General features: G+C 41.1%; 19 protein-coding genes and 1 other RNA gene. All 20 read right to left on the bottom strand.

The window, feature by feature from the left end; all coding sequences use genetic code 11:
* Position 1: 1 nt before the first annotated feature.
* A complete protein-coding gene (locus tag BN67_RS01665; RefSeq protein WP_019222428.1) occupies positions 2–901 on the bottom strand; it encodes an outer membrane protein assembly factor BamD in 900 nt (299 codons plus the stop codon).
* Between the two features lie 170 nt (positions 902–1,071).
* Positions 1,072–1,944 carry a UDP-3-O-acyl-N-acetylglucosamine deacetylase gene (gene lpxC, locus BN67_RS01660; protein ID WP_019222427.1) on the bottom strand — a complete coding sequence of 291 codons (873 nt, stop codon included), beginning with the start codon at positions 1,942–1,944 and terminating at the stop codon, positions 1,072–1,074.
* 218 nt (positions 1,945–2,162) lie between these two features.
* Positions 2,163–3,932: a cell division protein FtsZ gene (ftsZ, locus tag BN67_RS01655; protein ID WP_019222426.1), complete on the bottom strand. Its 1,770-nt coding sequence runs from the start codon at positions 3,930–3,932 to the stop codon at positions 2,163–2,165.
* 69 nt (positions 3,933–4,001) lie between these two features.
* On the bottom strand, positions 4,002–5,300 hold the full coding sequence (gene ftsA / locus BN67_RS01650; protein ID WP_026088112.1) for a cell division protein FtsA: 1,299 nt from the start codon (positions 5,298–5,300) through the stop codon (positions 4,002–4,004).
* The gene (locus tag BN67_RS01645) at positions 5,297–6,208 is read right to left on the bottom strand and encodes a cell division protein FtsQ/DivIB (RefSeq protein WP_019222424.1); all 912 of its coding nucleotides are present in this window, start codon (positions 6,206–6,208) and stop codon (positions 5,297–5,299) included. The genes ftsA and BN67_RS01645 overlap by 4 nt, the downstream gene beginning before the upstream one ends.
* Entirely contained in the window at positions 6,196–7,116 is a 921-nt protein-coding gene (locus BN67_RS01640; protein ID WP_019222423.1) for a D-alanine--D-alanine ligase, read from the bottom strand. Before BN67_RS01640 ends, BN67_RS01645 begins: the two co-directional genes overlap by 13 nt.
* Positions 7,117–7,317: 201 nt before the next feature.
* The gene (gene murB, locus BN67_RS01635) at positions 7,318–8,334 is read right to left on the bottom strand and encodes a UDP-N-acetylmuramate dehydrogenase (RefSeq protein WP_019222422.1); all 1,017 of its coding nucleotides are present in this window, start codon (positions 8,332–8,334) and stop codon (positions 7,318–7,320) included.
* Positions 8,312–9,739 carry a UDP-N-acetylmuramate--L-alanine ligase gene (murC, locus tag BN67_RS01630; protein WP_019222421.1) on the bottom strand — a complete coding sequence of 476 codons (1,428 nt, stop codon included), beginning with the start codon at positions 9,737–9,739 and terminating at the stop codon, positions 8,312–8,314. Before murC ends, murB begins: the two co-directional genes overlap by 23 nt.
* Positions 9,723–10,859 carry an undecaprenyldiphospho-muramoylpentapeptide beta-N-acetylglucosaminyltransferase gene (gene murG / locus BN67_RS01625; RefSeq protein WP_019222420.1) on the bottom strand — a complete coding sequence of 379 codons (1,137 nt, stop codon included), beginning with the start codon at positions 10,857–10,859 and terminating at the stop codon, positions 9,723–9,725. The genes murC and murG overlap by 17 nt, the downstream gene beginning before the upstream one ends.
* On the bottom strand, positions 10,852–12,003 hold the full coding sequence (locus tag BN67_RS01620) for an FtsW/RodA/SpoVE family cell cycle protein (RefSeq protein ID WP_026088111.1): 1,152 nt from the start codon (positions 12,001–12,003) through the stop codon (positions 10,852–10,854). Before BN67_RS01620 ends, murG begins: the two co-directional genes overlap by 8 nt.
* A 131-nt stretch (positions 12,004–12,134) precedes the next feature.
* The gene (murD, locus tag BN67_RS01615; protein WP_019222418.1) at positions 12,135–13,535 is read right to left on the bottom strand and encodes a UDP-N-acetylmuramoyl-L-alanine--D-glutamate ligase; all 1,401 of its coding nucleotides are present in this window, start codon (positions 13,533–13,535) and stop codon (positions 12,135–12,137) included.
* A 4-nt stretch (positions 13,536–13,539) separates the two neighbouring features.
* The gene (mraY, locus tag BN67_RS01610) at positions 13,540–14,610 is read right to left on the bottom strand and encodes a phospho-N-acetylmuramoyl-pentapeptide-transferase (RefSeq protein WP_019222417.1); all 1,071 of its coding nucleotides are present in this window, start codon (positions 14,608–14,610) and stop codon (positions 13,540–13,542) included.
* A gap of 20 nt (positions 14,611–14,630) precedes the next feature.
* Positions 14,631–16,052: a UDP-N-acetylmuramoylalanyl-D-glutamyl-2,6-diaminopimelate--D-alanyl-D-alanine ligase gene (locus BN67_RS01605; protein WP_019222416.1), complete on the bottom strand. Its 1,422-nt coding sequence runs from the start codon at positions 16,050–16,052 to the stop codon at positions 14,631–14,633.
* Complete coding sequence (locus BN67_RS01600) at positions 16,049–17,500, bottom strand: UDP-N-acetylmuramoyl-L-alanyl-D-glutamate--2,6-diaminopimelate ligase (RefSeq protein WP_019222415.1); 1,452 nt, start codon at positions 17,498–17,500, stop codon at positions 16,049–16,051. The genes BN67_RS01605 and BN67_RS01600 overlap by 4 nt, the downstream gene beginning before the upstream one ends.
* Positions 17,501–17,538: 38 nt before the next feature.
* Entirely contained in the window at positions 17,539–19,266 is a 1,728-nt protein-coding gene (locus BN67_RS01595; RefSeq protein ID WP_026088110.1) for a peptidoglycan D,D-transpeptidase FtsI family protein, read from the bottom strand.
* A complete protein-coding gene (ftsL, locus tag BN67_RS01590; RefSeq protein ID WP_019222413.1) occupies positions 19,266–19,670 on the bottom strand; it encodes a cell division protein FtsL in 405 nt (134 codons plus the stop codon). Before ftsL ends, BN67_RS01595 begins: the two co-directional genes overlap by 1 nt.
* Complete coding sequence (rsmH, locus tag BN67_RS01585) at positions 19,667–20,665, bottom strand: 16S rRNA (cytosine(1402)-N(4))-methyltransferase RsmH (RefSeq protein ID WP_019222412.1); 999 nt, start codon at positions 20,663–20,665, stop codon at positions 19,667–19,669. Before rsmH ends, ftsL begins: the two co-directional genes overlap by 4 nt.
* Before the next feature lie 270 nt (positions 20,666–20,935).
* An RNA gene (gene rnpB / locus BN67_RS13155) (RNase P RNA component class A) lies at positions 20,936–21,327 on the bottom strand.
* Between the two features lie 97 nt (positions 21,328–21,424).
* A complete protein-coding gene (locus BN67_RS01580; protein WP_019222411.1) occupies positions 21,425–21,943 on the bottom strand; it encodes a lytic transglycosylase domain-containing protein in 519 nt (172 codons plus the stop codon).
* 921 nt (positions 21,944–22,864) lie between these two features.
* Entirely contained in the window at positions 22,865–23,011 is a 147-nt protein-coding gene (locus BN67_RS15315) for a hypothetical protein (protein WP_019222410.1), read from the bottom strand.
* Between the last annotated feature and the right edge of the window lie 665 nt (positions 23,012–23,676).

Below are 23,676 nucleotides of genomic sequence, written 5' to 3'. Positions count from 1 at the left end.
ATCAACGTGCCCTCTTCTTCTTATCACCACTGAAAGCATCTGAGATCCAAGAAGATTTATGCTCCTTAGGTAATACACGACTCTTTTGTAACAAATTGTAAGCAAATTTGTACCATTCACTTTTAGGATAATTACGTCCTAAAATCGCTGCTGCTGTCTGCGCTTCTACAGTTAAGCCAAGGGCCAGATTAACTTCCGTTAAACGAAAAAGTGCCTCTTCAATTTGATTTGTATCGGAATATTCCTCAACCACTTTACGAAATCTTCTACTTGCAGCAAGATAGCGCCGCCCTTCTTCATAATAACGGCCAACCTGCATCTCTTTACCAGCCAGCTGTTCTCGACCAAAACGTATTTTCGCTTTGGCATCCGCAACATACTCAGAATGAGGATAAAGCTCCACAACGAGCTGCATAGCAGCAATAGCACGTTTCGTATCACGTTGATCTCGTGTAACATCAGGAATCCGACGGAAAGAAGAAAGACCAATAATATAATAAGCATAAGCGACATCATCAGCCCTTGGATAAAGACTAATATAGCGCTGCGCCATACTAATGGAATCATCATACTTACCAAGCCGATAATTTGTAAAAGCCCCCATCACTAAGGATTTACGCCCCCAATCCGTATAGACATACTGCTTTTCAATTGTCAGAAACTTTTTCGACGCCTCTGCAAGCCGCCCACTTTCAAGGCTAGAAAGCGCTTGATTATATAAAACATCTGGTGGGTCAATTTTTAAAACATATGCAGAAGGATCAAGGGCATTTTTTTCTTTAAAGAGACAACCTGCTAACATGCAAGTGCTGCTTCCCAAAAGCATCACCCCCAATAACTTACATAGAACATGAGACTTCCTATATATCATATTTTCAATACCCACATGAGATTTTGTCATAGTTTTTCCGGCCTCCAGAGAATACCACCGCGTAGAAAAAGTTACTTACAAAAAATTTTTATACCATATCACTTTAAGTTTCACGAAACAATTTCGTGACTCACGATTAATCATCCCCTTAAAAATCAAATAGACTATAGAATGTTTTTTCTATGTTCCTGCTTATTTATCTACAAATAGATTTCCTCGTAACACGATTCGTCTTCCAAAACAGCTTTTACCAATTGCGAATTAATGGTATGCCCACTACGATAAGAACGAAACAATCCAATAAAAGGTGCTCCAAGCAAAGCAGTATCACCAATCGCATCAAGCATTTTATGCCGAACATATTCGTTTTTCCAATAAGGACCGCCTGGGTTCATAACTTCATCATGAAGACCGATAACAAGAGAATTTTCCAAAGAAGCTCCTAGCCCCTTTCCAGAAGCCCATAATTTTTCTACGTCTTTAACAAAACCAAAAGTACGCGCACGTGACAATTCATCTCGAAAACCTTGTCGAGTCAGATCAAAACTTAAATGTTGTTTGCCAATAGAAGCAGAAGAAAAAGAAATTGTTACATCAAAACGACATCCATCAAATGGCAAAAACTCCGCAACACTATGAGCATTTTCAACTCGTAGCGGCTTTTTTATAATAAAATAAGAACGCAATATATCCTGCTGTACAATGCCAGCTTCTTCAAAAGCTTGACAATACTGCCAAGCAGACCCATCCAAAATAGGAAGCTCATGACTCGACACTTCAATAACTAGATTATCGAGATTATAAGCAGCGATTGCAGCCATTAAATGCTCAATCGTTTCAACTCTTAGATCTCCCTGCCCAAGCACTGTTGATAATTCTGTTGTTCCTGTTTGCGAAGCATGTGCTTGAAATACTTTCTCTGTCCCGTCTAATCCACAACGTTTAAAAACAATACCGCATCCAATATCAGCTGGACAAATTTTTACCACAGATGAACACCCACTATGAACACCAATACCCTTCAATGTCACCGCCTTTTTAAGAGTGGACTGATATTTTTGCACTAAATTCATCCTCTGACTTTATTCCGTTATTTTTATGTTTTGAAAATATTAATAAGACCATAAAATTTTATACGTAGCAAATAATAAACCCGCTTAAGAATAAGCAGGTTTATAAAAAACAAAATCTTTTTCAAGAAAACATAGTATACTTTATAAAATATTGTATAAATCCTCTTTCGAGCATGGAAGAGGTGCGTAATTCTTCCCTCTTCCTTATTTTTTGCCCATTAATTCGCTTGACGACGCAAAAATGCTGGTATTTCCAACTGGTCTTCTTCGTTTATAAAATTACGCTGTTCTTGTGGAACATGGGGCTGCAATTCACCAGAACGACGTGGAACATAAACAGAAGCATCTTGGGAAAATGCTTGAGAATTTTTCTTATAAACATGCGCTTCTTTCTGCTGAGAAGATTTCACCGCAGGTTCTAACCGCGCTTCTGGCTCGCTTTCCTCACGATGTGTCAAGCTTTGTTTCAAACGCTGCCAAAGGTTACGAGGCCCCTGATCAGCAGAAGGAGACTTTTCTCGCTGTCCATAAGCAACAGAAGGAAAATCCTTTAATTCAGGCATACGCATAGGTGAACGTGCCTGCATTGGCTGTCCTTGCTTTTGCTGCTCTCTTCTCTCTTCTTGCTTTGCATCTCCTGGCATATCCTCAAGAACATGTGCTGTGGCCTCCATGCTTACAGATGCCATCATAGGTTGCTGAGAACCCCGATTCGCTTGCATACGTGGTGCATTTGATATCTGCCCATGGGCAAAATTTGATCCGGAAGAAGCAACATTCGCGGTCCGCGTAGCCACTGCATCAACAGGTTGTGCAAAAATTTGACTTTTAGGGCGGAACTTCTCTCCAGCCGATTTTGCCTTTTCTATTTCAAGTGCTTCAATCACCTCTACCATTGATTCAGAACGCAAGGGAGATGACTGAACATGAAAAGAAGCTTGTGATACTCCTGGATCATTTTTACGTATTGAAGAGGCAGGTTTCTGAATCTGAGAATGAGAAGGCTGAACGACATTACCAATTTCACGATCAATACCTGTTGCTACTACAGAAACACGAATAACACCTTCTAAAGACTCATCATCAATAGCACCAAAAATCACATTGGCATCAGCATCAACTTCTTCGCGAATACGATTAGCAGCTTCATCAACTTCAAATAAAGTCATATCACGACCACCTGTAATGGAAATCAGTAAGCCACGTGCACCACGCATAGAAGTATCATCCAACAGTGGGTTCGCAATAGCAGCTTCAGCAGCAGCTAAAGCACGCCCCTCACCAGAGGCCTCACCAGTCCCCATCATCGCGCGTCCCATTTCATGCATAACAGAACGAACATCAGCAAAATCAAGGTTAATCAAACCCTCTTTAATCATCAAATCTGTAATGGACGCAACACCAGAGTAAAGCACTTGGTCAGCCATAGCAAAAGCATCAGCAAACGTTGTCTTTTCATCCGCAATACGAAAAAGATTCTGATTAGGAATCACAATCAATGTATCAACAGACTTTTGCAATTCTTCAATACCAGCCTCTGCCGTTTTCATACGGCGTGCCCCTTCAAATTGAAAGGGTTTGGTAACAACACCAACGGTCAAAATACCTTTTTCACGTGCTGCACGAGCAACAACAGGCGCTGCTCCAGTTCCCGTACCTCCTCCCATACCAGCAGTAATGAAAACCATATGGGAATCCGCCAAATGATCGATAATTTCATCAATACATTCCTCTGCAGCGGCTTGCCCAACTTCCGGCAAAGCACCAGCTCCCAAACCTTCCGTAACCGCTGCACCAAGCTGAATAACACGTTCAGCCTTTGACATTGCCAAGGCCTGTGCATCCGTATTGGCAACTACAAAATCAACTCCCTGAAGACCAGCATTAATCATATTATTCACGGCATTCCCACCACCACCGCCAACCCCAAAAACGGTAATGCGTGGCTTCAATTCCGCGATATCTGGCCGATGCAGATTAATCGTCATTTCCTTTTCCTTCTCCTAAGACACCGCAAGCCAAAGCGATGAAATTTAACTTACCTCTATAGACTCAACTTAAAAACTCTCACGCAACCACTGACCAACACGCTGGAAATACCCACGCGTGCCCATCGACAAATGATTTACCGCAGGCATTGTTTTTTCTTCAAACCCCACCAATTGCGGATAAATTAACAACCCAACAGCAGACGTAAACGCCGCCCCTTTTGCAAGAGACGGAAGCCTCGAAATACCCAAAGGCCGCCCTATACGAACATTTCTTCCCAAGATAGTACGTGCCATTTCCGGCAACCCTGTTAATTGGCTTGCCCCCCCAGTCAAAACAACACGCTTACCAATAACATGCGCAAAACCAGAACGATTCAAACAATCACGCACCATTTCTAATATTTCTTCAACACGAGCACGAATAATACGACCAAGAACAGCACGTGGATATTGAGTTTCTCGACGTTCATAACCAATCTCTGCCACATTAATCATTTGACGCTCATCAGCACTTGTCGAAAACGCCGAACCGTAAACAACCTTTAAACGCTCTGCTTCAGTAAGCGACATAGAGAATCCACGCGCCACATCAAGTGTCACATGATTTCCACCAACCGCAAGCGCACCAGCATGAACAAACTTCCCCTCAAAAAACACTGAAAGCGTCGTTGTTCCCCCACCAAAATCAACACATGCCGCTCCTAAATGCGCTTCATCATTCATCAAAGAAGCAAGAGCACTTGCAAAAGGCGTTGCAACCACAGCTTCAACACCCAAATGTGCACGATTAATGCATGTTTCTAAATTACGTAAAGCCGCAGTCTCAGCGGTTACAACATGCACATTCATACCAAATAACTCACCTGCCATTCCAACAGGATCAGAAATCCCCTTATCCCCATCAAGAACATAAGAAAGTGGAACAGAATGCACAATATGACGTTCAGCCTCAAAAGCTTTGCGTGAAACATCGGCAAATGCCATACGGATATCACGCTTAGTAACTTCCCGACCATTTAAACGTACGCTGCCATTGACAAGGGCACTTTGTAATCGGCTTGAGGAAAAATTCACAATCACCGAATCTACTACCAAACCAGCCATTTTTTCTGCCGCATCAACTGCCAATCTGATTGACTGCTCTGCCGCCAACATATCCATCACAACACCAGACTTGATACCACGTGAACGCTGCACTCCAAAACCTAGAATTTCCATCGAATGCGTACGACCATGTAAATAGTTCACATGCTTCAAAGGACGCAAACAAGCGATAAGACAGACAACCTTGCTCGATCCAACATCAAGAACCGTCAAAAAACGCGTTTTGCGTCCTCCAATATGATGTGAGCCTAACAACATCATAGATCCCCTGCCTTTCGTGCTTTTAAAATGCGTTTTTCTTTCTCAACAGCAGCACGACGACGCTTCAACGCCTCGTCCGACAAAGCAACGGTAATGCGATCAGCAAGACGTAAATCAACACACAAAACATCGCGAGAAAAAAGATCTTCTGCTCTCCCTGATTTAATAAGAGAAGCAAAGCGTTCAAGTGCACCATTTTCAGGCAACATAATACGCACCCCATTATCCAAAACAAGATCCCAGCGTCGATCACCAACACGCACATAAGCGCGAACATGATCATGTAACTTCGGATAGGCAGAAAGAGCTTGAATAAACATTTTAGCGGTATTTTGTGCACCATGACCAACCACAAGAGGCATTCCCTGAGCCAGCTTTCCCTGAAATGGCATAATAACACGACCCGTATGATCAATAATATCCATCATACCATCGTGTTGCCAAATGGCATAGGGTTCACGTTCCACAACGGAAATACGCACACGGTTAGGATAAATCTTTTGAACATTTGCCGACTGAACCCAAACTTGCTTTTCTAAAAGAGAACGGGCTTGATCAACATCAAAAGCAAATATAGCTGGAGAAGAATCAAGTCCCAAAACTCTTAAAATGTTCTGTTTCGACAAGCGCTTATTCCCCGTTATATTGACATTGGTAACCACAAATCCAAAATCCGATACAACTGTCTTCACAATCATCCCCATCTGACCACTCGACGAAAGCCCATAAAACAGCGTAACAAAGAAAAACAACAAAACTGCAAAAGAACCAAAATGGCGAGGAACATAAACACTTGCAAAAACAAGCTCAAACATAAAACGGAAAAAGCGACGATAAAGCCGTGGCAAACCTAGCACGAGCAGTGCCTCCATCGAAACATTTGTTTTTTCAACACTCAACGCATACACGACGCGTCCTCCACTATCCACTGTATGATATCGCCATAAGTACGACCACCCGCTTTTGCAATATCAGGAACAAGAGACGTTGGTGTCATACCGGGCTGCGTATTAATTTCAAGCCAAACCAATTCTCCCGTTTCCTCATGAAAACGAAAATCAGAACGGCTAATACCTCGACAACCTATCGCCTGATGTGCCGCTAAAGACATTCTTTGCACCTTTTGGTAAATATTTGATGAAAGTTCTGCAGGACAAATATGAAGAGAACCACCCTTTTTATATTTTGAATCATAATTGTAGAATTGGAAATGTTGTTCAGGAAGAATTTCACAGACATCCAGCACTTCATTTCCCAAAACAGCGCAAGTAAATTCACGACCAGGAATATATTTTTCAACAATCACTTCATCTGCATAAGGCCACTCAGCTCCCACAATACTAAGCGGTGGCGACATTTCATTGTCTTTTACAATCACCACCCCAAAACTCGACCCCTCACACACAGGCTTAACCACATAAGGAATCTCCATAGGATGTGCCGACCCAATAGCAAAGCGGCTCATAACACGAGAAGGTGCAACAGAAACCCCAGCACTCGCAACAATAATTTTTGCCCGCCCCTTATCCATAGCCAATGCCGACGCCATCACACCAGAATGCGTATAAGGAATTTTCAAATATTCAAGAACGCCCTGAATCCGACCATCTTCACCAAATGGCCCATGCAATGCATTGAAAGCAATATCAGGACGCAATTTTTCAAGAACAGAAGAGATAGAACTGTCAACATCCACACGGCTCACACAATACCCCTTGGCTTCAAGAGCATCAGCACAAGCAGCGCCTGAAGACAAACTTACAGACCGCTCAGAGGAAAACCCTCCCATTAACACAGCTATATGCTTATCTTTCATAACAACTTAACCTCCTTAGTACACTATATATAGACCGCTTAAAAACCACCAACACCATATACAGGAAAAAGCAGGATTTATCTTTGCGAATCAATAACCTAGCATTCTGCGTAATGAATCAGAATCAGAGTCATGACGCAAGAGATTCTTTGTTAATTTATTGATTCTTAATGGGTTTTTTTATTATCTCTTTGAAATGACTCAATTTTTTATTTCAACATTTTTATAAGACTGAATCAATTCATGAGACTGATTAAAACAAGGAACGCTACGACCTTGTTCAAATTGCCCGATACGTTGTATTTCCCACTGCAAGAGATGCGCTGAATGCGCAAAAACACGAGCACGCACCGTTTCTCCTAAAGCTTCAAGATCATAACCGGTTGCGTCCGCTGTATTGATCATAAAGTTACAGTGCATTTCACTCATTTGCGCTCCACCAATCTGCAAACCACGGCACCCTGCTTCATCAATAACACGCCAAGCAGATGCATTTGCAGGATTTTTGAAAGTTGACCCGCCTGTTTTTTCACGAATAGGCTGTACTGTTTCCCGATGAAGAGCAACCTCATCCATAGCTGCACGAATATTTTCTTTATTTCCTGGTTGCCCTTCCAACAAAGCAGCAGTAAAAATCAAACCTTCGGGAACATCACAATGACGATAGGAATAATGCATATCTTCCAAACTCAAGACATGGCGCCGTCCTTTGCGATCGAGCGCATAGACCTCAACAACACGCGCCGCAGTCTCAACACCATTGGCTCCAGCATTCATTTTGAGTGCGCCTCCAAGACTACCAGGAATACCGTGGTAAAAATGAAAACCTGCAATCCCAGACTCTAAAGCTGCTGCAGCTAAATGTTTATCTGCCGTAGCCGCACCAACCAAAAAGCGCCTTGGAGAAATTTGCTGGATTTGCCCAAAACTTTTGGATGAAAGACGAATAACAACGCCAGGGATTCCACCATCACGCACCAAAAGATTAGATCCAATCCCCACAATTGTTATAGGAATAGTTTCAGGTAGGTTTTGAAGAAAAAGGATTAAATCTGCCTCATCAGCAGGTTGATAAAAAAGCTCTGCCAGCCCACCAGCGCGAAACCACGCAACCTTCCGCATACCAACATTGGGTGTCATTTTACCTTTTATGCCACTTAAATCAGATTGCAGCTGCGCCAACAGACCTTCACCATCAATGAGCTGAAAATTCACCATTGCTCTCCAACACTGCTAATTGACAAGGCAACGCACAAGCCCACTGTGTAATATTGCCAGCACCAAGAAAAACAACATAATCCCCAGACTTAGCAAATCTAGAGACAATCGAAACAACATCTTCCAGACAATTGACCAAACGCACATCACGATGACCGACCATTTTAATATGTTCTACCAATTCTTTGGCACCAAAACCAGCAATTGGCTCTTCACCCGCTGCATAAACCGGCGCGATCAGCACTGTATCTGCATCATTAAAACAAGCTGCAAAATCATCAAATAAATGATACAAACGCGAGTAACGATGGGGTTGTGCAACCGCAATCACATGCCCTTTTGCACTTGCACGCGCTGCACCTAAAACAGCCTTTATCTCAACCGGATGATGCCCATAATCATCAAATATTCCAATACCATTCCAGCTGCCTGTTTGTGTAAAACGCCGTTTTACGCCACCAAATTTTTCTAAGCCTTTTTTGATAGATTTGTTCGTAATACCAAGTTCATGCGCAATAGCAATCGCCGCTGTTGCATTAGAAACATTGTGCTGCCCAGACATGGGTAAAGTCAAATTTTTCAGCTTCGTTTCTTTCCCTGTTTTGCGAGAACGAATAAGAACATCAAAATGCGTTTTTTGACCATCCATAGACAGATTCAGAAAACGAACATCGGCTTGTGGATTTGCACCATAAGTGATGACCCAACGATCATCGATACGGCCAGCCAATGACTGAACTTCTGGATGATCTAGACACAAAACAGCAAAACCGTAAAAAGGAACATTCTCCACAAATTGGCGAAAAGCCTTACGCAAATCATCAAAACTTCCATAATGATCCAAATGCTCAGCATCGATATTGGTAATAACCGCAATATCGGCAGGTAACTTTAAAAACGTACCATCACTTTCATCGGCTTCAACAACCATCCAATCACCTTCCCCCATACGAGCATTCGTGCCATAGGCGTTAATAATCCCCCCATTAATGACGACCGGATCTAAATCCCCAGCATCAAGAAGCGCAGCAACCATGGATGTGGTCGTCGTTTTACCATGCGTGCCCCCCACAGCAATCGCTCGACGAAACCGCATCAACTCCGCCAACATTTCCGCACGCCTCACAAGCGGTAAGTGCCTCTCTTTTGCAGTAATATACTCAGGATTTGTTTTTTTAATGGCAGTAGAAAAAACAACAACCTCTGCGTTTCCCAAATTTTGAGCGTGATGACCTATATGAACGTTAATTCCTTTCCCTCGTAAACGTTGCACATTTGCACTATCAACCTGATCCGACCCTTGAACTTTATAGCCAAGATTATGAAAAACCTCCGCAATTCCACTCATGCCAATACCACCGATTCCAACAAAATGGATAACGCCTATATTAAGCGGCATTTTCATTAAAAAACTCCTCTTTTATATTTGACAATGACTGCCCCGCAATCAACGCTTCAATCATATCAGCAAGGCGACCGGTTGCATGAGGTTGGCCAACTTTTTTTGCAGCAAGCGCCTGTTTTTCTAATAAACGTGGTGCACAACAAGCTTCTTCTAAGAGAAAAGCAAGTTTTTGTGCGTTTAAATCTTTTTCTAATATAATTTGCGCACCTCCCACATGCGCAAGCAATGCCGCATTTGCCGCCTGATCGTGATCAAGAGCATGAGGATAAGGAACAAGCAAAGCAGGCCGACCAATCACAGCGATTTCACAAACTGATGAAGCACCCGCACGTGACAAAATGAAATGAGACTGCGCTATACGTTCGGCCATATCATCAAAAAAAGAGGCGACTTCTGCTTGCACACCCATCTTACGGTAAGTCATCATCAACTCTTCAGCTTCCCCTCGAACCTGTTGAACAATGCGCAAACGTTTCCGTATCGCCTCATCGAGCAAAGCAATCGCTTCTGGGACAATTTGTGAAAAAACAGACGCCCCTTGGCTTCCACCAAAAACCAAAAAATGAAATGGATCTTTCCCTTTTGAAGAATGATAAGGCGTTTCTGCTGCTTTGAGAACAGCCTCACGCACAGGATTTCCAGTCAAAAATATTTTATGCGCGTAAGTGTTATTTTTCGATAACAAACCACCTGCTATTGCATGCACAAAAGCTGCCAATGCCCGATTAGCACGCCCCATAACGGCATTTTGCTCATGAACAAATGTTTTTCGCCTTGTTAAAACCGCAACAAAAAGAGGAGGAAAAGTAGGATATCCCCCAAACCCACCAACAAGAACAGGACGCAGTTTATAAAAAAGCGCCAACGATTGCCCCATGCCCTTTAATAAAAACCAACATGTTTTTATCAGGGATAAAGGGTGGCGTCGCGTAAAGGTTGCCGATGAAATGATATGTGTATGCTCTTTATCAAAACTGCGTACAAAGCGTTGCACTCTTTCATCTGTTGCCAAATGAACATCATATCCACGCCGTCTTAATTCAACAGCAAGTGCTTCCGCGGGGAAAAGATGTCCGCCTGTACCGCCCGCCGCTAAAACAATAACCTTTTTGTCAGTCATAAGGTGTATCCAAGACAGAAGAAGAAAAAGCTGAAAAGCGTGCTTCCGGCCAACGGCGTGTTAAACTTAGCAAAATGCCCATTGAAAATGCAATCGCCACCATAGAAGAACCACCATAAGAAATAAACGGCAATGTCATACCTTTTGGAGGTATTAAATGAAGATTAACGGCCATGTTAATAGCTGATTGAAAGCCAATCATCATCGCTATGCCAGTAATACCAAGGCGTATAAATGAATCACGCACATTCAATGCTATATACAATGAACGCATAACGATAAAGCCAAAAAGCATCATAATTAAAAGACAAAGGATAATACCATATTCTTCAGCTGCAACAGAAAACACAAAATCTGTATGGCTATCAGGAATGATACGTTTCACCGTTCCCTCTCCAGGTCCTTGTCCAAACCAACCACCATTCAAAATAGCCTCACGTCCTACATCAGCTTGAAATGTATCGCCTTCACCTGTCAAAAAACCGTTGATCCGTTCGCGGACATGGTGAAGAGAAAAATACGCGGCAACAACCCCTGCAATAGCTAAAACAATAAAGAGAAAAATAACTGTAAGAGGCACACCAGAAACAAAAAACAGCCCCCCCCATGTAGCACTTATTAAGAATGTTTGACCAATATCAGGCTGTAGAACAAGAAGCACACAACAAAAAGCGTAAAGTACTATAGCTAACGTATAGCCAGGGATACCTCTCTTGCGCACCTCTTTTGAAAAAAGCCAAGCGGATATCACCACAAAAGCTGGTTTCATAAACTCCGAAGCTTGTATAGAAAAACCAAAAAGACGAATCCACCGCCGCGCCCCTTTGAGTTCTGGACTCCAAAATAAGGTTGCAATCATAAGGATAAGCGTTGCAATAAGCAAAAGAACGCATAAACGGCGAATATTACGAATCGAGAAAAAAGAAATCGTAACCATCGTAAAAAATGCGAGAAGACTAAAAATAATATGCCACCGAACAAAATAGAAACTATCCGCAATCCCGATTTTTTTTGCAATGGTAGGACTGGCAGCAAAAGACAACATAATGCCAATCCCCATTAAAAGTAAACAAGCCGCAAAGATAGAGCGGTCAATCGTCCACCACCAATGAGCAATTGGATCTCTATCTGCACGCGTAATCATCATATCCACCTTACTTTTTTGATAATTCTGTTCACAGGAATATGGTTCCCACTTTTTTAGCAAACACTTTTAAAATGGAATTACACAAAAAAAGATTCCGGAGTCTTAACAACGAAAATCTTTTTTTAAATTTATACTTCTTTTAGTTGCTTAACAAAAGAAACAAATGCATCGCCACGCATTTCATAATTTTTAAATTGATCATAACTTGCGCAAGCAGGTGAAAGAAGAACCACAACCTCTTTCGCCTTGCAGCACATTGCATCAGCAGCAGCTTCATGCACCGCATTTTCCAAAGTCAAACTCATCGAAAATGGAAAAGCAGACCCAATAATGCCCGCAAACTCTTCTGCAGCCTCCCCAATCAAATAAGCTTTGCAAATTTTATGAAAAAATCCTCTCAAAGTTTCAATTCCGCCCTCTTTTGCCTGCCCTCCGATAATCCAAAAAATATCATGAAAAGCAGCAAGTGCTGGCGCTGTAGCATCTGCATTGGTCGCCTTGCTATCATTGATAAACAAAACAGACCCCATTTTACGCACTTGCTGCATACGATGTGGTAACCCTGGATAACTTGCCAAATGCTTTTCTAGACATGAATCAGTCGCTTTTAAAGCCTGCAATGCTGCTAATGCCATAAGAGTATTTTGCGCATTATGCGAACCGCGCAAAGCCGTCATAGATGCAAGATCTGCAAGCATATGACGTTCTCCTTGAAAAACAGAAAAGAGCTTTGTTCCATCAGCATAAAAACCATTTTCAAGGAAATGTTCCTTGGAAATGGGCAGAACATGATACCCCTCATCAAACAATTGTTGATACAAAGCCTGGCATGCAACATCATCTACGGAAATAAAAGCACAAAAAGCCTGAGAAACGAGACGCTTTTTGGTTTGCACATAATTCGCAAAGCACCCATGGCGGTTAATATGATCCGCTGTCAAGTTCAATAAAATTCCAATTGTTGGCTGAAGCGAGGGAGTAAGATCAATTTGAAATGATGAACATTCAATCACATAAATACGGTTTTTAACAAATGGCTCAAGCTTCAATATTGCAGTTCCAATATTTCCTCCCATTTGTACATCATAGCCCATTTTTTTTAACAAATGCGTAAGCAAGCTTGTCGTTGTCGACTTCCCATTCGTGCCCGTAATAGCAATGAATGGAATATCTTGATCGCCAAAACCATGGCGCTGTAAAAAATGATTGCGCGCCCGAACGAATAATTCAATATCACCAATAATTTCAATATCTGCTTGATGTGCTTTATCAACAGTCCAATGCGGTTTGGGATAAATTAAAGGAACGCCAGGCGACAAAATCAATGCAACAAATGCAGACCAATCTTCATAACGAAGATCTCTTGTTGGGATATTTTGCCCAATAGCTTCTTGTACAGCTGAAGGATTATCATCCCATGCAATTACTTCTGCACCGCCACTTATCAATGCTTGTGCCGTTGCTAATCCTGACCGCCCTAATCCAAACAGTGCAACTTTTTGTCCTTCATAACATGCAACAGAAATCAAAATCTCACCGCAACTTAAGTGTTGAAAGACCAATCAAAGCAAGAATAATCGAAATAATCCAAAAGCGTATCACAACCTGGCTTTCAGTCCATCCTTTTTTCTCAAAATGATGATGTATTGGTGCCATAAGAAACACACGTTTTTTTGTTAACTTAAAATAGCCAACCTGAATAACAACAGAAAATCCTTCCAGAGCAAAAAGCCCTCCAATGAGAGCCAAAACAATTTCATGCTTTGTTGCGACAGCAACAATACCCAAGAGCCCTCCAAGAGCCAACGAACCAGTATCCCCCATAAAAATAGCCGCTGGCGGTGCATTAAACCATAAAAAGCCAAGCCCTGCTCCAACAACAGCTCCCAATAAAACAGCCAATTCCCCTGTCCCTGCAACATAATGAATTTGTAGATAATCAGCAAAATTGATATTACCAGAAAGATAAGCAATCAAAGCAAAAGAAAGCGCCGCAACCATCACAGGAACAATAGCAAGTCCGTCAAGACCGTCGGTTAAATTAACCGCATTACCAGTTGCAACAACGACAACAGCAGAAAAAGGAATAAAAAACCAACTCAAATTGATCAAATACTCTTTCACAAAGGGCAAAGCCAACCCAGGTGAACTGACTTGTAAGATAAGAAAAGCCGCAGTTGCTGCAACCAAAAACTCTAAACTTAACCGAGCTTTACCAGAAAATCCTTTATGTGTTTGTTTCGTGACTTTCAGATAATCATCATAAAAACCAATTGCTCCAAAAGAAAGCATAACACATAGCGATACCCAAAAATAAACATTTGATAAATTACACCACAAAAGCGCCGATACCACAACGCCGGTAAGAATCATCAATCCACCCATTGTGGGCGTTCCAGCCTTTTTAAAATGTGTTTGAGGACCATCAGCGCGAATGGGCTGCCCTTTTCCCTGCCGCAATTTCAAAGAATTAATAATGCTAGGACCAAACAAAAAGACAATAAGTCCCGATGTGAGCATAGCTGCTATAGTGCGAAAAGTAATGTAACGAAAAACATTAACGCCTGGCAACCAATCACTAAGCGAAGAAAGAAACAACATCATAATATAAAAACCTATTTAAATTATAGAGAAACCGCTTGATAGCAATCAAGCAATGCAGCCACAATTTCTGATGAAGAAAGGCTATGAGATGATTTAATCATAAGCAGATCTCCATTGGAAATTTCTGCGAAAATAAGTGGTAAAATTTTTTCAACATTTTCAGCATAATAGACCTTGATGTAAGCAGAGAGATCGGTAGCTAAAAACTTCATTTCTTGACCAAATAAAAAAACGGGATGCGCACCAGAAAGACATATGGGCTTGACTAAATCCCGATGCAGTTTTTCACTATAAGCGCCCAATTCTAACATATCACCTAAAATAGCAATGCGCCTCCCATCCACACCGACTGGTCCGATAGCAAGAAGATCAAGAGCAGCACACATAGATGCAGGATTCGCATTATAGCTTTCATCAATGAGATGAAATTCACCACCACTTGGTAACGACAGTCGATAACGAACACCGCGCCCTTTTTGCAGAAAAAAGTGGCTCAAAGAAAGCAAAACAGGTTCCAAATCAACATGCATCGCATCACAAGCAGCAATGACAGCTAAACTGTTTTGCACAATATGCCGTCCAGGTGCACCAATTTTTACCATCTTGTCTTGTCCTAAAATACGAACAATCATAGAGCTGTAATCGGTAAAAAGACGTATATCTCTTGCCTGATAATCAGCATTTTCAGCCTCACCAAAACTTAAGATTTTTTTCACGCCACATTGCTTGGCTTTTTGGACTAAATAAGAAAAAAATGCATTATCTGCATTTAAAATGGCAGTGCCCTCTTCATCTAATCCTTCAAAAATTTCAGCTTTTGCATCTGCAATTTCCTCAAGACTTTTAAAAAACCCCATATGCCCTGCAGAAATATGCGTAATGAGAGCAACATGCGGACGAACAAAATGGACCAAAGGGCGAATTTCACCTTTATGATTCATACCGATTTCAAAGACACCATAATCACTCTCTACAGGCATTCGCGCGAGTGTCAAAGGTACGCCCCAGTGATTATTCAAAGAAGCAGGGCTAGCATGGACTTTCCCAAAATTTGCAAGCACTTGTTTGAGAGATTCTTTTGTCGTTGTTTTTCCCGCTGAACCTGTTATCGCAACAATCTTAGCCTTTGAACGCGCACGTGCGGCTTGTGCAAGTTTTTCTAGAGCTCGCAAAACATCAGGGACCACAATCAATGGAGCGGATAGTGTTTTCATTTCAGCCAAACGGCTTTCTGCAACGATAAGAACACCTGCTCCTCGAGCATAAGCTTGCGCAGCAAAATCATGACCATCAAAACGATGCCCTTTAATACAGAAAAAAATATCACCTTCTACTAAAGTCCGACTGTCAATAGAAATCCCAGAAAAAGTCTCTGGTATACACCCAACGACAAAGCCATCCATTGCAGCAATAAGCGATTGTTTATCCCATAAAACTGTCATTTATTCCGTTCCTGTAAAGCCTCAATCGCTTTCAAACGATCCGAAAAAGGGTATGTTTTCTGCCCTATAATTTGACCATTTTCATGACCTTTTCCGGCAATAATTAAGCTATCTCCTGCTTTTAAAAGACTAACCGCATAGTCAATAGCATCACCACGATCTGCAATTTCTATGGCGTTTGGTGCTGCTTGTAAAATATCCTTGCGAATTTTTTCTGGCATTTCCGTGCGAGGGTTATCATCCGTTACAATCACAATATCAGCCTTATTTTCTGCAATTTTTCCCATCAAAGATCTTTTCCCTTGATCACGATCACCTCCACAACCAAAAACAAGAATCAAGCGTCCTTGTGTAAAGGGGCAAACAGAAAGCAAAACCTGCTCCAAAGCTTCTGGTTTATGTGCGTAATCTATATAAACAGGAGCACCATTTTTTGTCTTTCCAACCAACTCTAAGCGTCCAGGCGCCCCTTGCAAACTTTCAAGTACACCAAAAACTTTTCCCGCAGGAGCACCTGTTACAATCGCTAATCCCGCTGCCATAAGTGCATTGCTTACCTGAAAATCTCCAGCAAGAGGCAAATTAAATGTGTAAATGTTATTCTCCACACGACACTCAACACACTGTTTTGACCGTTGGTGCTCAATACGATTAATAGTGATAAATTGCCCTTTACGCCCAATTGTCAAGACACGACGACCTGCCCTTGTAATCATGTCCATAACCTTCCCTGAATAAACATCATCTGCAAAAATGAGAGCAGGCGCACATGGAGGTAGAAGCGTATCAAACAACCTCATTTTAGCACGCAAATAATCCTCTACACATGCGTGATAATCCATATGATCGCGCCCTAAATTCGTAAAGGCAGCAGCCGTTAAACAAACCCCATCAAGCCGGCTCTGATCAAGTCCATGCGAAGATGCTTCAAGAGCAGCATGTGTCACACCTTCATCAGAAAGTTCATGAAGAAGACGGTGCAAAACGACGGGATCAGGTGTTGTGAGAAAAGTATCATCATTCCGGTGAGGAGAAACAACACCTACCGTTCCTATGCTGGCAGAACATAATCCAAGATGCGCCCAAATTTGCCGAATAAAAGAAACAACAGATGTTTTGCCACTCGTCCCTGTCACAGCGACAACCGTTTCAGGTTGAGAGCCGTAAAAATGAGCAGCTGCGATCGCTAAACTATGACGCACATTACAAACACGTAAAACTGGAACAGATAAATCTTCCAAAACAGTATGAGAATCGATAACAATCGCTCGAGCACCACGCTCTATAGCATCATGAATATAGTGCCTGCCATCACCTCGATTGCCTGAAATAGCGACAAAAACAGAACCCGGCAAGACTTGTCGAGAATCCGCACTAATTCCTGTTATTTCCATTAAAGAAAGGTTCTCATCTTCAACACATTCTGTAAACACTTTTCCAAACAACATGATAATGCACCCTTATATTAATTTAACTGTTGTTTAACTCATCTTGAAATGGTTTTTTCGTTTAAAATCGGCTCGTACTCTTTTTCAAAATCTGGTTTTATTTTCAAAAAACTCGCTGAACGGCGAATAATATTCGCAAGCATTGGCCCTGCATTCATTGCTGCTGTCGCTGAATACTTCCCCTTCTCAGGCTGTGGCTCATCAATAATTGTTAAAACAACATAAGAAGGATTCTCAATAGGAAAAGCCGCAAGAAAGCTATTAAAGTTTTTTGTTTTAGAATATTTTCCATTTTCCACTTTTTCAGATGTTCCTGTCTTACCACCAACACGATAACCTTCTACTTTTGCATTCCTTCCAGATCCAATATCGCTATTTAACTTATAAAGATAACGCATATCTTGGCTTGTTTTATCCTGTAAGACCTTTTTTGCATGTTTTAAAGCTTGTTCTTTTGTGCGTTTTAAAAATGTGGGTTCAATCAACCAACCACCATTTGTTAAAGCAGCAGCACCCACCGCTGTTTGCAAAGGCGTTGTTGCCATACCATGCCCAAAAGAAATCGTCATAGAATGAATATCTTTCCACGGATGTGGCTCAATAGGATGGGCGACTTCAGGCAATTCTGTTGACAACCTATCAAGTAAACCAAGCCGTTTCAAAAAATTACGATGTCCCTCAAGTCCTATTGCTAATGCTTCCTTAGCAGAGCCAATATTGGAGGAATAAATAAAAACCTCCCAAAGTTTTAAAGGACGATTTTTCCCATGAAAATCATGAATGAAATAATTTCTACTTGCATGAAGTGGCTTTGAAGCATCAATGACGCTATCTAAATGAAAAAGACCTGAATCAAGCGCCATTGCAGTTGTAAAACCTTTAATGATAGAGCCCATTTCAAAAGTTCCAGCGCTCATTCGATTGATACGATCACTTTTCAACGCATCTGCAGGATTTGCAGGATCAAAATCAGGGACAGATGCCATAGCAAAAACTTCACCCGTGGAAATATTTAAAATCACTGCCCCAGCAGCAATGGCTTTATAACGCTTCATAGCCTTCATAAGTTCATCATGTACAATTGTCTGAACACGCACATCAATTGAAAGCTGAACGGGTTTTAAGGATTCTTCCGTTGCAAGACCAGCAGCACGCAAAGCACTCAAGCCTGCATCATCAATGTATTTTTCCATACCTGCTATGCCCTGATTATCAACATTCACGATGCCAAGAACATGTGAAACCACAGGTCCACTTGGATAAAAACGACGAATTTCCGTGCGAAAACCAATTCCTGGAATACCAAGAGCCATAATTTGCGCTTTTTGCGTTGGCGTTAACCCACGCTGTATCCAAGAAAAACCAGTCTTTTTTTTGAGGCGTTTATAAGTTTCCTGCCAATTAAGATCAGGCAAAACTGTTGAAAGCAATTCAATGGTTTCATCCACATCAATAATACGCCGTGGTTCTGCAAAAAGCGAATAAGTTTTAATATCCGTTGCTAATAAACGACCATTACGATCAATAATATCAGGTCGCGCAGTTAATTGAAGAATGCCTGGCCCTTTTGCTTCTTCAATCTGCCCACCTTCAAGCCCATAAGAAAGAAGGCAAGCCCCCATAACGCCGTATAAAATTAGAAAACAAAGAAGGGAAAAAATGAGGCGTGGACGATGAGAATATGCGTGACGAGCAAAAAGTTTATGAATATCGAGCTGGTTCTCTAAACGCTTTTTCCTCTGAAAAAAGTGAAATAATGGTTGCATCATCGCGCGCCTTTTTGACCAACGCCATCAACCTGATTAACGCGATTATTTGCTAAAACTTCCTGACTTTCCTCCGCAAGATTTTGTTTAATGACCTCTTCAATTTGATCATGTACCCGTACCGGAATATCCTCAAGTTCTACAATTTGACGAGGCTGAATAATCTCTAAACCAAGCTCTTTTTGATAACGCGTCGCAAGCTTTTGCATCCGTGAAGGTTCTATCATCATAGCCCATTCAGCATGAAGCAAACTAACGGTATTTTTTTCTGCAGAAATTTTATGTTCCAGATGACGAATGTCACTCATTCGCTTTTGAACGTCATATTTTACCTTATAAGTCAAACCTGCCATACAAATCATAATCAGCACCAAAATCATATCAAATGTACGAAAAACTGTCATTTCTTACGACCTTCAAAACGGGCAATTTCTGCTAAACCAAATAATTCCATATCCGCAGCAAGACTATCGGCCTTAGTGCGCACACCAATACGTAATCTTGCCGAGCGTGAACGAGGATTGTGTTGTAATTCCTCTTCACTTGCTGTAATCCCCCCTTTAGACAAAAGAAAAAATGTTGCTGGAGACATCTCTATTTCAGGAAGATAGCGCGACCTCATACGCTGTCCTGAACGCGCAGAAAAAAATCTTTTAACCATACGGTCTTCAAGAGAATGAAAACTTACAACACCCAAACGCCCTCCCGCCTTTAAAACACGTTCAGCAGCAAATAAGCCACGTGCAAGTTCACCAATTTCATCATTCACATAAATGCGGAGAGCTTGAAAGACACGTGTTGCAGGGTGAATGCGATCCTGACTTTTACGCCCCACCAACGCTTCGATAGCATGTGCAAGATCACCTGTACGCAAAAAAGGTCGAACACAGCGGCGCTGTTCAATCATCCGCGCAATCCTACCAGCATAGCGCTCTTCTCCCAATATTTTAAAGATTCGTGTTAACGCATCGCGTTTTAAACAATTCACAACATCGCTTGCAGTAAAACCCGTCTGCGCCATTCGCATGTCTAACGGACCATCATTTTGAAAAGAAAACCCTCTTTCAGCTTCATCAAGCTGCATGGAAGAGACACCAATATCCAGAATAACAGCATCCACCTTCTCTTCAACGACGCGCTCCAACCGTGAAAATTCTATTTGCACCAAACGAAGTCGTGGAAAAAACTCATCAACAAGTGCTTGTCCATCACGAATAGCATGAGGATCACGATCAAGAGCAATAACGTCTGCCCCTGCATTTAACAAAGCACGCGTATAACCACCAGCACCAAAGGTACCATCAATCACTTTTGCCCCAACCAATGGCGCAAGCCCAGCCAAAACTGGCTGCAATAACACTGGAATATGGCGTTCAGCTTTATGACTCTGTTCTGTCAAAATAATCCGTCTTGATTTATGTTTTTTTCAAATCAATAACCATCATTGGAAACTGATGTCAGAAGAGCCAAAACCTCAACTCTTCTCTCTCTCACTGAAAGAAAAAAGCTCAAGTTGGACTCGTTGCATATCATAATGCACTATACTTAAAGAAATGTTATAATTTTTAAAAATACGCGAGAGTTTGAACATACACTTCAAAAACACAAGCTCTCTAGAAAAAGCCTACAAACAACGTGCCAATGATTGACAACAAGAACGCAATCATAAAATATCAGTCGGCCTGTAAGCCGGGTTCTGTATGCTAAAGCTTTACACTCTACATGGCAACCATTCATCTGGGACGGATGTTACCATCCGCCTCGTGCAACCTACCCAAATGACTCACCCGGAAATCGGCTGCAAGTTAAGCCTTGCACGTCATTTCTATTCGGTCTTGCTCCCGGTGGGGTTTACCTTGCCACACTCATTACTGAATGCGCGGTGGGCTCTTACTCCACCCTTTCACCCTTACCTATAAAAATAGGCGGTTTCCTTTCTGTGGCACTTTCCCTAGGGTCGCCCCCGCCGGGTGTTACCCGGCACCGTTTTTCCATGGAGCCCGGACTTTCCTCACCTGCCGCCTTTAGGCATTGGACAAGCGCGGCTGCCCAGCCGACTGACTTACTCCTTATAAAGCATTTTTCGTCAAGTGAAAATAGCCCCCTTAAGATATTTTACAGATAAGATCAAAAAAACACATTGCTTTCAAAAGATATTTTATTTTAATGAAGCGAGATAGGTTTTCACTTTTACGCAATATTTTGCCGAAATAGAATTCATTTTTTTTGCAGCATGGCCTGCATTATATTTAAGAATTGTACCACATGTATTGCCACCACTCAGTTTATAGGCCCGCGCCAAATAACGCATACCATATTCAAGATTAGTCTCCGGATCATAAAGATCTTGCACAGAGCCATTAAAACCTAACCCTCGTGCCGTAGAGGGTTTAATTTGCATCAAACCTATTTCCCCGGCAGCGCCTTTTATACGCACTTTATAATTACTCTCAATACGAATAACAGCATGTACTAAATTAACGGGAACATTATACTTCTTTGCAAGTTTTTGAATCAGAACTTCATAAGGACGAACTGGTGTTTTAGAAGCAATAATTTCATCTCTCTCACTTCTCTCACTTGATCCTGCGATATAGAGCACTGCATGTGCCAAACTTATGGCAAAGACAAAAAATATCGCAAATACTGTGCTCAAAAAGATTTTTAAAAACTGCATTCTCTTTCTCTTTATTAAAATATTCTTAAATCATAGCCGCAATAGCTCCGCCGAAGCATTGTACGGTAAAAAAAAGCTAAAGAACGATCTGAAAATGGAAATATTAAGACAATTTAAAGATAGTTTTTTACATCAGAAGAAAATCACTTAGCTCACTTATTATACATTTCTTTATTTTATAAAAGAACGCGTAATAAAGAAAATGTAATACATGATTTAAGATAACAAAAAGATTATATACTTTATAAATTTTTGTCACACCTAACACATTTTAAAAAATGTGTAAATAAAAACAATAATAAAAATATATTTTCTATTTTTTACATATAATTATTAGAATATTTTATTAAATTTACTTCTACAGTGAAAAAAGAAATATAAACGATAACACCGTTACTGAATGATTTTCATAGAGAAGAACTCTAACACGTAAATATAAATTATTATGAATTCTCTTTATGATCTGAAAAAACTTAATATTAAAGGATATCATGACTGAAAGTAACGATCATGACCCATTTAAGAAAGCTACGAAAGCATCAATTCTTGATAACACAGTACAGCTCAATAACCACTTCTATCTCTTCTAAGAAAATTTTATAAAGAGACCATATAAACAATCCTATATTATCTAAAAAATTATACTGCACTTCCATGCGTAAAGAGTATGCCGAAAACTATGACTCTACCCTCTTACACAACTCATCCTCACCTTCAAGAACGATGAAACAAACACACATAAAATAAGGGTTGCAAACCTCCTATCTTGCAGCCAGTGTAATGTCATAATAAGCCATATAACGTCACAATAAAAATGGAGAGTGCAATCTTCCCCTCTACTTTTCAAAGGCTCATAAGAAAACACAATGAAATTAAACGATAAAAATACAATCATCTTAAAGAGATGACAAAACAAAGCAACTAAAAATAAGCACTACCAATAGAAGGCTGTGCAATCGCTTTTGAAAGAGCCGCAGCAACAGCCCCACCCAATTTTTGGGCTTGCTCATCACTTTGACCACTTGCAGAAGCAAAAGCAATCACATCCCGACGAACCTGCTCAATCAATTGCTGCTGTTGCTAAGGACTCAACTGGGAGAGTTCTTTTATAAGATCGGGAAAAGAAATAGATAATCTCTCCAGAAACGCACTTTCTGTTATATGAGCCTGAATGTGAGAAGAAGATAAAAAACGGTTAGATATAAACCGATAAAACACACCCCCACGAGAAGCAAAAAACTCACCGCAAAAACAAACAAAATGAGAAGAATACGCCCCCAAAAACCTCTTAAATCCCTCACCTGCACCATAATACAGCGTTCAAAAATTATGCATTAGCCACCCAAAAGCAATACCACACCAAACAGCTTCTCGTGCTCTACACCTCCTCCACTCCATACCACAAAATACCTAACGCCTCTATACAAAAATAACACCCAAGTCGTTATCCTACAGCTCCCCAAAGCTTGGCTGAGGAAATTCTCAGCCAAGCCAGACAATCTAAGGGATCCACGCGGGGGGGGGGGGAGGAGGTTCCCTGATCGTCCTCTTACACTCAGCTAAAAGCTGATGTAATATATTTGCTATGGAATAAAATATTTTAAACAACAAGCAATTCTTATCATATTCCACGTAAAAAAACATAAAAAAATTATAAATCATTCAAAAATGGAAAAAATGAGGCAAAAAATATCCAAATTGATCCAATTTGAAGCAACTTTATTTTAAAATAC

The sequence above is a fragment of the Bartonella rattaustraliani AUST/NH4 genome, assembly GCF_000312565.1.
Taxonomy (GTDB): Bacteria; Pseudomonadota; Alphaproteobacteria; order Rhizobiales; family Rhizobiaceae; genus Bartonella; species Bartonella rattaustraliani.
This window is presented reverse-complemented; position numbering and strand designations above follow the sequence as displayed.